The 13285-nt window shown below is 62.5% G+C and carries 7 protein-coding genes and 3 pseudogenes; 3 read left to right on the forward strand and 7 right to left on the reverse strand.

The features are described 5' to 3' along the window. Positions 1–22 precede the first annotated feature (22 nt). Positions 23–184: pseudogene (locus PFEN_RS19160) on the reverse strand (LysR family transcriptional regulator); the annotation flags it as partial. On the opposite strand from PFEN_RS19160, the pseudogene PFEN_RS19165 reads away from it, so the two are divergent. From PFEN_RS19165 to PFEN_RS19175, 3 genes and pseudogenes are all read left to right on the forward strand, one after another. Continuing rightward, positions 184–423, forward strand: a pseudogene (locus PFEN_RS19165) (polysaccharide deacetylase); the annotation flags it as partial. The pseudogenes PFEN_RS19160 and PFEN_RS19165 overlap by 1 nt on opposite strands. Continuing rightward, on the forward strand, positions 416–1321 hold the full coding sequence (locus tag PFEN_RS19170; protein ID WP_191488377.1) for a polysaccharide deacetylase family protein: 906 nt from the start codon (positions 416–418) through the stop codon (positions 1319–1321). The pseudogene PFEN_RS19165 and the gene PFEN_RS19170, both read left to right, overlap by 8 nt. Before the next feature lie 165 nt (positions 1322–1486). Further along, a complete protein-coding gene (locus PFEN_RS19175; RefSeq protein WP_191488378.1) occupies positions 1487–2674 on the forward strand; it encodes an MFS transporter in 1188 nt (395 codons plus the stop codon). Positions 2675–2846: 172 nt separating this feature from the next. On the opposite strand, the gene PFEN_RS19180 is transcribed toward PFEN_RS19175, so the two are convergent. From PFEN_RS19180 to tpx (PFEN_RS19205), 6 genes and pseudogenes are all read right to left on the reverse strand, one after another. Then, a complete protein-coding gene (locus tag PFEN_RS19180; RefSeq protein ID WP_191488379.1) occupies positions 2847–4337 on the reverse strand; it encodes an efflux transporter outer membrane subunit in 1491 nt (496 codons plus the stop codon). Next, complete coding sequence (locus tag PFEN_RS19185) at positions 4334–7441, reverse strand: efflux RND transporter permease subunit (protein ID WP_191488380.1); 3108 nt, start codon at positions 7439–7441, stop codon at positions 4334–4336. Before PFEN_RS19185 ends, PFEN_RS19180 begins: the two co-directional genes overlap by 4 nt. Positions 7442–7472: 31 nt before the next feature. Continuing rightward, positions 7473–10538: pseudogene (locus PFEN_RS19190) on the reverse strand (MdtB/MuxB family multidrug efflux RND transporter permease subunit); the annotation flags it as partial. Next, on the reverse strand, positions 10535–11839 hold the full coding sequence (locus PFEN_RS19195; protein ID WP_191488381.1) for an MdtA/MuxA family multidrug efflux RND transporter periplasmic adaptor subunit: 1305 nt from the start codon (positions 11837–11839) through the stop codon (positions 10535–10537). The gene PFEN_RS19195 and the pseudogene PFEN_RS19190, both read right to left, overlap by 4 nt. Positions 11840–12029: 190 nt before the next feature. Further along, positions 12030–12530: a thiol peroxidase gene (gene tpx, locus PFEN_RS19200; protein ID WP_191488382.1), complete on the reverse strand. Its 501-nt coding sequence runs from the start codon at positions 12528–12530 to the stop codon at positions 12030–12032. A 127-nt stretch (positions 12531–12657) separates the two neighbouring features. Continuing rightward, positions 12658–13158 (reverse strand): thiol peroxidase, encoded by a 501-nt coding sequence (gene tpx / locus PFEN_RS19205; protein WP_191488383.1) that lies wholly within the window; start codon positions 13156–13158, stop codon positions 12658–12660. Positions 13159–13285: the final 127 nt, after the last annotated feature.

Genomic DNA, 13285 nt, shown 5'->3' on the forward strand with positions numbered 1-13285 from the left:
CCCCTCCGGCCCACGGTTAGCGCTACAACGGCGCTTTGAGATCTACCCCCAGGGCCTGGGCGAAAGCCTTGACCAACGGGCTGCGCGTCGTGTTGTGGCGCAGGATCAGGTTGAATGGCGTGCGATAGCTGACCCGCTCCGGCATCAAGGCTCGCAATAAGCCTTTGGCCACCAACGGGGCAGCATTTGGATCGTACCGCCAGCTACGAGTTGACCCTGGACAATTGGTGTCGCGAATTCGATGGCGCCGTCGATGAAGGACTGTGCCTGACCAGCCTGTTTCACCCCAAAATCACCGGCAAGCCGGGGCGTATCCTGCTGCTGGAGCGACTGTTCGAACATATGCGCGAGCGCGATGACGTCTGGTTTGCCACCTGCCGCGATGTCGCCCATTGGTGGCTGAAGGAGCATCATCATGGCTGAGTTCCAGCGTCCCGCATTCCATAGCCCATGGCCTGCGCCTTATCGCTGCGCGGTGGTTATTACCATTGATTACAATGATATACATGGCATTCTTACCCAAGCGCCTGAGGTCGCCGGGCGCGACAAGAGCCTGTCGGTCTGGCGCTATGGCAGCCAGCGCGGGGTCGAACGCCTGCTCGGCCTGTTCGACGAGTTGCGGGTCCGCGGCAGTTGGTGCATCCCGGGTATCGTCGCCGAGGAACAGCCGGCGCATATCCGGGCGATCCAGGCCGGCGGACATGAAATCGCCTGTGCCGGCTACCGCCACCAGAACTACGACAACCTGACCCTTGATGAACAGAAAGCCGCGCTCAAACAAGGTTGCCAGGCGCTGGCCGCACTGACGGGCGAGCGGCCGAAGGGATTTCGGATTCCGGCCGGCAACTGGTTGCCAGGGTTCACCGAGGCGCTGCACAACGAGGGCATCCTCTGGTCGTCCTCCTGGCGTGGCGACGACCTGCCCTTCGCTCATCCGACGGCGCCACAGGTGATCGAGCTGCCGTTGCACTATGAGTTGGAGGACGAGCCCTACTTCGCCTTCAACCTCAGCCCGGCGGTGCCACCGGCACAATCGCGGATCGCTTCCTACAGCCATACCCTGGGCAACTTGCAGATGGACTTTGCCGGCTTTCACCGGTTCGGGCTGTGCTATGTCCTGCGTCTGCACCCGGAAGTCATCGCCACCCCGGGTCGCATCGGCGTACTGCGGGAGTTGCTCAAGGGGATCCAGCAACATGACGACGTGTGGATTGCCACGGGCGCCGAAGTGGCCCAGTGGTGGGACGATCAGGGTCGCGCCATGACGGCGGAGCATCCGGCGGCGGTCTATGAGCGCCACTACCGCAAGTGCCTTCCGTGATGTTGCAGTGGTCTTACCGGCCTCTTCGCGGGCAAGCCCTGCTCCTACAGTACGTAGTCGTTCACTGATTTTGTGTACGACACGAACCTGTAGGAGCAGGGCTTGCCCGCGAAGCTTTTAGCGGTCTGACAGAGACGTTTCTAAAACAAGGATATAAGCACCACCGTGGCCACCTACTCCCTCGTTATCCGCCGGCTGATGATCTGCTCCGTGACCATCGTCGTCAGCCGCGCTATCACCAGCCCGCTGCTGACGCTGTTTCTCAGCAAGAAGCTCGGGCTGAATCAGCAGGACGTCGGCTTGCTACTGGGGATCGCGGTGTTTATCGCCACCCTGCTCTCGCTGTATGGCGGCTACATCATCGATCGCCTGGAAAAACGCCGCCTGATGATCCTGGCGATGCTCTCCAGCGCCATCGGTTTCACCCTGCTGACGTTCGCCCATGACCTGTACCTGACCACCCTGACCCTGGTGATCACCGAAACCGCGTCGGCGCTGTTTCTCATCGGTTCCAAAGCCATCATCAGCGAGAACCTGCCCATCGACCAGCGGGCCAGGGTTTTCTCCTTGCGCTACACCCTGACCAACCTCGGTTACGCCACCGGCCCGATGCTCGGCGTGGTGATCGCCGGGGTGCAACCCCAGGCGCCCTTCCTGATCGCCTCCGGCATCGCCTTTTGCAGCGTGTTCCTGATGCTCGGTATCGCGCCGAGCGGCCAGGTGCTGTTCGGCAAGCCGCAAAGTTTCATCAAAACCCTGGCGACGTTGCGCAACGATCGGAGCCTGATCCTGTTCACCTGTGGCAGCTTGCTCAGTACCATTGTCCATGGCCGCTACACCTTGTATCTGTCGCAATACCTGCTGGTGACCCACAGCAACCAGGACGCGCTGACCACGTTGTCAGCGATCCTGGCCTGCAACGCCATCAGCGTGATCCTGCTGCAATACCAGATCGGCCGTTTTCTCAAGCGCGAGCAGTTGCGCTACTGGATCGCCATCGGCACCAGCCTGTTCATCGTCGGGCTGATCGGCTTCAGTTTTGCGCAAAACCTGCTGACCTGGTGCGCGTCGATGTTCATCTTCACCCTCGGGGAGATGATCATTTACCCGTCCGAATACCTGTTCGTCGACACCATCGCCCCGGAGGCGCTGCGCGGCAGTTATCTGGGGGCGCAGAACCTCGCGGCCCTGGGCGGTGCGTTGAGTCCGGTGATCTGCGGTTACCTGCTGATCCATACGGCGCCGGAGACGATGTTCTATGCCTTGAGCGGCCTCACCGCGCTTGGCGGCAGCCTGTGTTTTCTGGCCGGCCGCAGGGTGCCTTCGTTGCAGAAACAGGGGGGCTTCGGGTAGGTTTTCTGGTGGTCTTGAGGGCCTCTTCGCGGCGGTGCGGCGGTCCGACAAGCACCGCTCCCACAGGCTCCAGGGTAGCCACAAAGCTGCGGAACGCCCCGGGTACTGTGGGAGCGGTGCTTGCCCGCGAAGGCGTCGGTGAGCCCAACATCAAAGCCAAGCCAAATACCGATCAGCGCTTGGCACTCATATCGGTATTGCCATCCCAACCGCCGCCCAGTGCCGCGATCAACTGGACACTGGCGATCAGCCGGCTCTGCAACAGGCTCAACACGCTACGCTCGTTGGTCAGTGCCGTGGTCTGCACCGTGACCACGTCCAGGTAGGTGATCAGACCGGCCTTGTATTGGTTTTCGGTCAGACGCAGGGACTCGCGAGCCGATTCCAGCGCCTGGGCACGCACCGCCGCCTCGTCTTCCATGACCTTGAGCTGGACCATGTAGTTTTCCACCTCGCGGAAACCATCCAGCACCGTCTGGCGATACTTGGCCACCGTCTGGTCGTACACCGCCTCGGTGCGCTCCACTTCCGCCGAACGCTGGCCGCCGTCGAACAAGGTGGTCGCCAGCTTGGGACCCACCGACCAGAAACGGTTCGGCAAGCTGATCCAGTTGGCATAGGTGCTGCTGCTGTAACCGCCCGACAGGCTCAAGGTCAGGTCCGGATAATAAGCCGCCTTCGCCACGCCAATATTGGCGTTGGCGCTGATCACCGAGCGCTCCGCCGAGGCAATGTCCGGACGCCGCTCCAGCAGTTGCGAGGGCACGCCCAACGGAATCGACGGCAAGGCCGGAACGCTGGTGGTGGCCGCCAGTTGGAATTGCGCCGGGGCCTGGCCGGTCAATACGGCAATGGCGTTTTCGTACTGGGCCCGTTGCCAGATCAGGTCGATCAGGTCGCCCTGGGCGCTCTTGAGCTGGGTCTGCGCCTGGGCGATCGCCGACTTGCCGGAAACGCCGAAACGGTACTGGCTTTCGGTATTCTTGAGCGAGCGCTCATAGGTCTGCACCGTTGACTCAAGCAGGCGCTTCTGTTCATCGATCACCCGTAGTTGCAGATAGTTCTGCACCAGGCTCGACTGCTGGCTCAAGCGCATGGCCGCAAGGTCGGCAAAGCTGGCCTGGGCGCTGGCATCCTTGGCCTCCAGGTCGCGGCGCAGCTTGCCCCAGATATCCGCTTCCCAGCTCACGCCCAGTTGAGCGTTATAGGTATCTTGAATCCCGCTGGACGACCGGCTCAGGCTTGAGCTGCTACTGCCAGTCCCCTGGCTGGAACGGGTTTTTCCGGTGCTCAGGTCGACACTCGGGAAAAACGCCCCGCGAGAGCTCTTGACCAGGGCCTGGGCCTGACGGTACTGGGCTTCGGACTGCGCCACCGTCTGGTTGGCACTGTTGAGCTTTTCCACCAGCGCATTGAGCGTCGGATCGCCGTACAGCTCCCACCAGGCGCCGCGGGCCAGCGAGTCACTGGGTTGGGCCTGACGCCAGCCGGGTGCTTCCTTGTATTGTGCCGGCGCGGCGGCCTCCGGGCGCTTATAGTCCGGGCCCACGGCGCAGGCACTGAGCATCAGCCCGCACAGGGTCAGGCTCAGCAGGCGTGAGCCACGGGCGGTCTCCAGGCGTTGGGCGGCCAGTGGCCCTTTGCATTGCAATCGGTCAGTCATAGCGGAGTTTCCAGAGCACCATCAGTGCGCACGCCACGCCATTGGTTGAAACGGTGGCGCAAACGGTCGAGATAAAGGTAAACCACCGGGGTGGTGTAGAGGGTCAGGATCTGGCTGAAGATCAGCCCGCCGATAATGGTCAGGCCCAGGGGCTGGCGCATTTCCGCGCCTTCGGCAGTGCTCAACAGCAAGGGCAAGGCACCAAGGATCGCCGCCAGGGTGGTCATCAGGATCGGTCGCAGGCGCAGCAGGCAGGCCTGGCGAATCGACTCCAGCGGATCGAGGCCCGAATGCCGTTCCAGTTGCAGTGCCAGGTCAATCATCAGGATCGCATTCTTTTTCACCACGCCGATCAGCAGGAACAGGCCCAGCAGCGAAATCAGGCTGAACTCGCCCCCCAGCAGGTAGATGCCGAGCAAGGCCCCGACCCCGGCCGACGGCAATGTCGAGAGGATGGTCAGCGGGTGGATGTAGCTTTCGTAGAGGATGCCCAGCACCAGGTACACCGCCACCAGCGCGCCGAGGATCATGAACGGTTGGCTTTTCTGGGTAGCGGCAAAGGCATCGTTGGTACCGGCCATCTTGGCGATCACCGCTTCCGGCAAACCAAGCTTGGCGACGGCCCGCTCGATGGCGGCGGTGCCCTGCTCCACCGTCACTCCGGGGGCCATGTCGAACGACAGGCTTTCGGAGGCGAACTGTCCCTCATGCTCGACCCGGTCGGACTGCAGGCTGTTCTCGTAGTGGGCAATGGCCGACAGCGGGATGCGTTGCCCGCTTGAACCGATCACCTTGACCTGATCGAGGGTTTCCGGAGACTGGGCGTACAGGGGATTGATCTCCATTACCACCTGGTACTGGTTCAGGCTGTCGTAGATGGTGGAGATCTGCCGCTGGCTATAGGCGTTGTTGAGCACCGCCGTGACGGTGCTCATGTCCACGCCCAGGCGCTTGGCGGTATCCCGATCGACCACCAGGGTGGTCTGCGGGGCGCCACGACCTTCCCGCGCATCGACCGCGGTCAGTTCCGGCAGGGCCTTGAAGGCCGCGACCACTTTCGGGTACCACTCGCGCAACACCCCGAGATCGTCGCTTTGCAGGATGTAGGAGTACTGCGCGGTCTGTTGCTCGCGGCCGCCGCCGAATTGCAGGTCCTGGTCGGCCATCAGCATCAGTCGGGCGCCGGGCATCTTGGGCATTTCCGTGCGCAGGCGCTCGATGACCTTCTGCGCCGAGACGTTGCGCTCCTTGATCGGCTTGAGGCGCACCAGCATGAAGGCGTTGTTGGTGCCGTTGTTGCCGCCGATAAAGCCGGCCACGCTTTGCACCGCCGGGTCGGCCAGCACCGCCTTGCGGAAGATTTCCATCTTCGGTTGCATATTGCCGAACGACATACCGTCGTCGCCCCGCACGAAACCGATCAGTTGCCCGGTGTCCTGCTGTGGCAGGAAGGTTTTCGGCACCACTACGTACAGGGCGACGTTCACCCCGATGGTGACGAACAGGCTGAGCAAGGTCAGGCGCTTGTGCCGCAGGACCCAGTCCAGGCTGACGGCATAGGCGGCTATCATCCGGTCGTTGGCTTTTTCACTCCAGCGTTGCAGGCGGGTCGGCTCACCCTGCTGGTGCGGTTTGAGCCAGCGCGCGCAAAGCATCGGTGTCAAGGTCAGGGAAACCACCAGCGAGACCAGGATGGAGGCCGCCAAAGTGATGGAAAACTCGCGGAACAGGCTGCCGATGATCCCACCGATGAACAGGATGGAGAGGAACACCACCACCAGCGACAGGTTCATCGACAACAAGGTGAAGCCGACTTCCTTGGCCCCCAGGTACGCGGCCTTCATCGGCGCGATGCCATTGTCGATATGCCGGGAAATGTTCTCCAGCACCACGATGGCGTCGTCCACCACCAGCCCGGTGGCCAGGATCAGTGCCATCAGCGACAGGTTGTTCAGGGAGAAGCCATACAGGTACATGACGGCAAAGGTGCCCACCAGCGACACCGGCACCGCCAGGGTCGGGATCAGCGATGCACGGAAGTTGCCGAGGAACAGATACACCACCAGCACCACCAGGGCCACGGCGATCAGCAGGGTCATCTCCGCTTCGTGGAGCGTGGCCTTGATTACTGGCGAGCGGTCCATGGCCAGGTTCAACTTGACGCTGGCCGGCAGCACCGCCTGCAAGGCCGGCAGTTGGGCCTTGATCTCATTCACCGTCTGGATGATGTTGGCGCCCGCCTGGCGGTTGATCACCAACAGGACCGCCTCGTCATTGTTGAAAAAACCGGCGTTGTAGCGATCCTCGACGCTGTCGCTGATCTTGGCCACATCGCCCAGGCGCAAGGCCGAACCGTTCTGGTAATGGATGATCAGCGGCTCGTAGTCCTTGGCCTTTTCCAACTGATCGTTGGCCTGCACCTGCCAGTTGCGCTCGGCATCCTCTAGCGAGCCCTTGGGCCGACGCACGTTGGCGTTGGCAATGGCGGTACGCACGCTGTCCAGGGCCACGCCGTACTGGTTGAGCGCCTGGGGTTCAAGCTCGATGCGTACCGCCGGCAGCGAGCTACCGCCGATCTGCACCTCGCCCACCCCCGGAACCTGGGACAGGCTCTGGGACAGGATGGTCGAGGCCAGGTCGTAGAGCTGGCCTTTCTGCAACACATCGGAGGTCAGCGACAGCACCATGATCGGCGCCTGGGACGGGTTGACCTTTTTGTAGGTGGGCATGCTGCGCATGCCGCTGGGCAGCAGGTTGCGCGAAGCGTTGATCGCCGCCTGGACTTCCCGCGCGGCACCGTTGATATCGCGATTGAGGTCGAACTGCAGGATCACCCGGGTCGAGCCCTGGCTGGAACGGCTGCTCATGGTGTTGACACCGGGAATCACGCCGAACGAGCGCTCCAGCGGCGTGGCGACGGTGGATGCCATGACTTCCGGGCTCGCGCCGGGCAGGCTGGCCTGGACCACGATGACCGGGAAGTCCATCTGCGGCAGCGGCGAAACCGGTAGCAGGCCGAAGCTCACGCCGCCCAGCAGGATGATCGCCAGGCTCAGCAGCATGGTAGCCACCGGCCGACGGATGAAAGGCCCCGACAGATTCATGTATCCACCTGCTCAAGCAGGCTCGAATGCCGCCCCAGCGCCGTCCCAGGCGGTCGAAGTAGAGGTAGATCACCGGGGTGGTGAACAACGTCAGCACCTGGCTCACCAGCAACCCGCCGACCATCACCAGGCCCAGGGGCTGACGCAGTTCGGCACCGGAGCCAGTGGCGAGCATCAATGGAATGGCGCCGAACAACGCCGCCAGGGTGGTCATCAGGATTGGCCGGAAGCGCAACAGGGCCGCCTGGTAGATCGCCTGCTCCGGGGCCATGCCCTGGTTACGCTCGGCGTCGAGGGCGAAGTCGATCATCATGATCGCGTTCTTCTTGACGATACCGATCAGCAGGATGATACCGATGATCGCGATCATGCCCAGGTCGTTGCCGCTCAGGATCAATGCCAGCAAGGCGCCGACCGCCGCCGAGGGCAAGGTCGAGAGAATGGTCACCGGGTGGATGTAGCTCTCATAGAGCACCCCGAGCACGATGTACATGGTCACCACCGCCGCCAGGATCAGCAACAAGGTACTCGACAACGAGGCCTGGAAAGCTTCGGCCGCCCCCTGGAACTGGGTCTGCACGCCAATCGGCATGCCGATCTCCTGCTTGACCTGGTCGATGACCTGCACCGCCTGCCCCAACGCCACACCGGGCGCGAGGTTGAACGACATCATCACCGCCGGGAACTGGCCGATATGGGAGATGGCCAACTGAGCCTGACGCTCCTCGATACGGGCCAGGCTGGACAGGCGCACCTGCCCGCCGCCGGTGGTCTTGACGTGGATCTGCTCCAGCGCCTGCGGCCCGATCCTCTCCCCCGCCTGGGCCTGCAGCACGACTCGGTACTGGCTGGCCTGGGTGTAGATGGTGGAAATCTGCCGCTGGCCGAAACTGTCATACAACGCATCGGTGATATCCGACACCGCCACGCCGAGGCGTGAAGCGGCATCGCGGTCGATCACCAGGTAGACCTGCAAGCCCTTGTCCTGCAGGTCGCTGGCCACGTCCCTCAGTTCCGGGCGCAGGGCCAGCGCGTCCACCAGCTTGGCGCTCCACTCGGCCAACAGGTTGGCATCCGGCGAGGACAGGCTGAACTGGTACTGGGTACGGCTGACCCGGTCTTCGATGGTCAGGTCCTGCACCGGCTGCATGAACAGGCGGATCCCCGCCAGTTTGTCGACTTCCGGCTGCAGGCGGTTGATCACCTGGGTCGCGGTCAGGCTGCGCTGATGGCGCGGCTTGAGGTTGATCAGCAGGCGACCGCTGTTGAGCGTGGCATTGTCGCCGTCCACGCCGATATAGGACGACAGGCTTGCAACATCCGGATCGGCCAGGATGACCTTGGCCAGGGCCTGTTGCCGTTGGCTCATGGAGGCAAAGGACACCGACTGCGGCGCTTCGGAAATGCCCTGGATCACCCCGGTGTCCTGCACCGGGAAGAACCCCTTGGGCACCATCAGGTAGAGAAACACGGTCAGGGCCAGGGTCGCGACCGCTACCAGCAGGGTCAACGGTTGGTGATTGAGTACCCAGCGCAGCTTGCGCCCATAGGCTTCGATCAACCAGTCGATCCAGGCCCCGCTGGCCCGGTAGAAGCGGCCCTGCTCTGCGGGCTTGGGCTCGCGCTTGAGCAAGCGCGCGCACATCATCGGCGTCAGGGTCAGCGACACCACCAGGGAAATCAGGATCGCCACGGCCAGGGTGATGGCAAACTCGCGGAACAGCCGCCCGACCACATCGGCCATGAACAACAGCGGTATCAACACCGCGATCAGCGACAGCGTCAGGGAGATCAGGGTGAAACCGATCTGCTTGGCGCCCTTGAGCGCCGCCTGCATCGGGCTATCGCCCTCCTCGATGAAGCGCGAGATGTTTTCCAGCATGACAATGGCATCGTCGACCACGAAGCCGGTGGCAATGGTCAAGGCCATCAGGGTCAGGTTATTGATCGAAAAGCCCGCCAGATACATCACTCCGAAGGTACCGATCAGCGACAGCGGCACGGCCACGGAAGGAATGAGGGTGGCGCTGGCCCGACGCAGGAACAGGAACGTCACCATCACCACCAGGGCAATGGCGATCAACAGTTCGTGCTGTACATCGGTGACCGAGGCGCGGATGGTCTGGGTGCGGTCGGTCAACACCGTGATATCGATGCCCGCCGGCAGGTTATCGGTGATCGACGGCAGCAAGGCCTTGATCCGGTCCACCACCTCGATCACGTTGGCCCCGGGCTGGCGCTGGATATTCAGCAGCACGGCCTGGTTTTCGTTGGCCCAGGCGGCAAGGCGTTCGTTCTCGGCGCCGTCGACGATCTGCGCGACATCCTTGAGCCGCAACGGCGCGCCGTTCTTGTAGGCCAGGATCAGCTCGGCGTACTCCTTGGGCGAACGCAACTGGTCGTTGGCGTCGAGCATCGACACCCGGGTCGGACCGTCGAAGTTGCCCTTGGGTTGGTTGACGTTCGAGGCGCCGATCAGGGTGCGGACATCCGACAAGTTCAGGCTGTTGGCCGCCAGGGCCTCGGGATTGACCTTGATCCGCACCGCCTGGCGCTGGCCGCCGGCAATGCTGACCATGCCCACGCCGCTGATCTGGGCGATCTTCTGCGCCATGCGGGTATCGACCAGGTCATTGAGCTTGGGCAACAGCATGGTTTTCGACGTGATCGCCAGGGTCAATACCGGGGTGTCCGCCGGGTTGACCTTGTTGTACACCGGCGGTGCCGGCAGGTCCTTGGGCAACAGGTTGGTCGCGGCGTTGATGGCCGCCTGGACCTGCTGCTCGGCGACATCCATGTTGGTTTCGAGGTTGAAGCGCAGGGTCAGGATCGATGCCCCGCCGGAACTGGTGGAGGCCATCTGGGTCAAGCCGGGCATCTGCCCGAACTGACGTTCCAGGGGCGCGGTGACCGCGCTGGTCATCACGTCGGGACTGGCCCCCGGGTAAAGGGTCATCACCCGAATGGTCGGATAGTCGACCTGGGGCAGCGCCGACACCGGCAGCAGGCGATAGGCAATGAGGCCGACCAGGACAATGGCCAGCATGCTCAAGGTGGTCGCCACCGGACGGAGGATGAACAGCCGCGAGAGATTCATGCGCCGACCTTTTTCGCCTTGCCGGCTTCAGCCGGTGCCTTGGACGTCGCGCCTTCCTTCAACTGCTCGGAAGGCGCCTTGGGCACATCCTGGCTGTCGTTGACCACGTCCACTTCACCGCCATCCTTCAAGCGGTCGGTGCCTTCCAGGACCACGCGATCGCCAGCGGCCAGGCCGTCCTTGATCACCGTGACATTGCCGTCGCTGGAACCAACTTTCAGCGGCCGGATCTTGACCTTCTTGTCGCCGTCCATGACATAGACAAAGGTACCGTCGTTGCCGAACTGGATCGCCGCGCTCGGCGCCAGCACCACGTTCTTCAGGGTGTCGGCCAGCAGGTGCACATTGACGAACTGGTTGGGGAACAAGGTCTGCTCGCGGTTTTCGTACAGAGCCTTGAACTTGAGGGTGCCGGTGGTGATGTCGATCTGGTTGTCGAGACTCTGCAATACCCCGCTGGCCTGCTGCTTCACATCGCCACGGTCCCAGGCTTCGGCGGGCAGTTTCGCCCCGCCGCGAAAGCGCGTGAGCACGGTATCGAGGTTGTTTTCCGGCAAGGTGAAGGCCACGCTGATCGGCTGGGTCTGGGTGATCACCACCAGCGCCTGGCTGTCGTTCGCGGCCAGCAGGTTACCGACGTCCAGTTGCCGCAGGCCCAGGCGCCCGGAAATTGGTGCGCGGATCTTGGTGAAGTCCAGATTCAACTTGGCCGCCTCGACCGCGCCCTGGTTGGTCTTGACCGTGCCCTGGTACTGCTGCACCAGCGCCTCGGCGGTGTCCAGGGTCTGCTTGGCGATACTGTCTTCAGCGAACAGCCCGCGATAACGCTGCAAATCGACCTGGGCGTTCTTCAACTGCGCCTGGCTTTGCAGGAGGGTGCCCTGGGCCTGGAGCAAGGCGCTCTCGTAGTTGCGCGGATCGATCTCGGCCAGCACGTCACCGGCCTTGACCATCTGACCTTCCTGGAAATGGATCTTGACCAGTTGCCCGGCTACTTGCGTACGCACATTGACCGTGTTGAGCGCGGTCACCGTCCCCAGGGCCTTGTAGTAGACCGGGAAGTCCCCCACCGTCGCCGCGGCTACCCGCACCGGCACCGGGCCCGCGGATGCGCCAAAGCCCGGCCGCATCATGCCCGACTTGCCCGTGCGCGCGGCGGACTGGGCTTGGCCATTTTTCTGAGGCGCGCTTGACGGCCAGAAATGCCAGCACAGCGCGCCGATAACCAACAGAATCAACAGGGCGAACAGCCAGCGACGAGACTTGTGGGAAACAGAAGATTGCATGGAGTGATCAACCATTGTGCGCGAGAACTTCTTTTTGGGGAGGCTGCAAGATAAGCACTGCATTGTTTCAGGAAAAGCGCCTTTACCGGCAATTTACCTTGGGAGCACTTTTGTCAGGATTCGGATAAAACACTGAAGCACAAATAAAAACAGCCTGGACAGTGTCAGGCTGTGAATAATTATAAACCGCTTGTTTCAGAACCGTTTATTCCAGCGCCGCAAGCGCCGCTTCGTAATCCGGTTCCTGGCCGATATCCGCCACCAATTCGCTGTGCAGTACCTTGTCGTCGGCGTCGAGGACCAGCACCGCACGGGTGGTCAGGCCCTCGAGGGGGCCGTCGGCGATTTCCACGCCGTAGTCACGCATGAACCCGCGACCGCGCAGGGTGGACAAATTGAGCACATGCTCCAGCCCCTCGGCGGCGCAAAAGCGCGCCTGGGCGAACGGCAGGTCCGCGGAAATACACAGCACCACGGTGTTGGCCAGTTCGCCGGCGCGCTGGTTGAACTGGCGTACGGATTTGGCGCAGGTCGGTGTGTCGACGCTGGGGAAGATATTCAGCACCTTGCGCTGGCCGGCGAAGCTGCCCAGGGTGACATCGGAGAGGTCCTTGGCCACCAGGGAAAACGCCGGGGCCTGGGAGCCGGGTTGCGGCAATTGTCCGTTGATCCGCACCGTTACGCCCCTGCGGGTGACTTGAGCCATCTGCCTGTCTCCTTGTAAACGTAAAATCACGTCTTGAAATACTTTTTTGTCGGCGCTGATAGCGGTGAATGTGACACCGCTATCGCTGCGATGGCGATTTCACACTCACCGCAAACCGGCCTTTCCTTTACTTCAGGACAGCCAGGGCCGCTTCGTAGTTGGGCTCTTCGGCAATTTCCTTGACCAGCTCGCTGTGCAGCACCTTGTCGTTCTCGTCCAGTACCACCACGGCACGCGCGGTCAGGCCGGCCAGTGGGCCGTCAGCGATTTCAACGCCGTACTCACGAATGAACTCGCGCCCGCGCAAGGTCGACAGGTTCTGGACGTTTTCCAGGCCTTCGGCGCCGCAGAAACGCGCCTGGGCAAATGGCAGGTCAGCCGAGATGCACAGCACCACGGTGTTGGCCACATCGTTGGCCTGGGCGTTGAACTTGCGCACCGAGGTCGCGCAGGTCGGGGTATCGACGCTTGGGAAGATGTTCAGCACCTTGCGCTTGCCGGCAAAGCTGGCCAGGGTGACATCAGCCAGACCCGCGCCCACCAGGGAGAACGCTGGAGCCTGGGCACCGGCCTGCGGCAATTGACCGTTGACAGTAACCGGGTTGCCTTTGAGGGTGACTTGAGCCATGAGCTGGATCCTTCTAAACGGTTTCGGTAAAGAGGCCGGAGTTGAACACGAGAATGCCACCCAACCTCTGGGGAAGACAAAGTGTCACAGGATTTGCGACCCGGCAAATCCTCCCTGGCTTTTTTTG

The sequence above is a fragment of the Pseudomonas sp. FEN genome, assembly GCF_904067045.1.
Taxonomy (GTDB): domain Bacteria; phylum Pseudomonadota; class Gammaproteobacteria; order Pseudomonadales; family Pseudomonadaceae; genus Aquipseudomonas.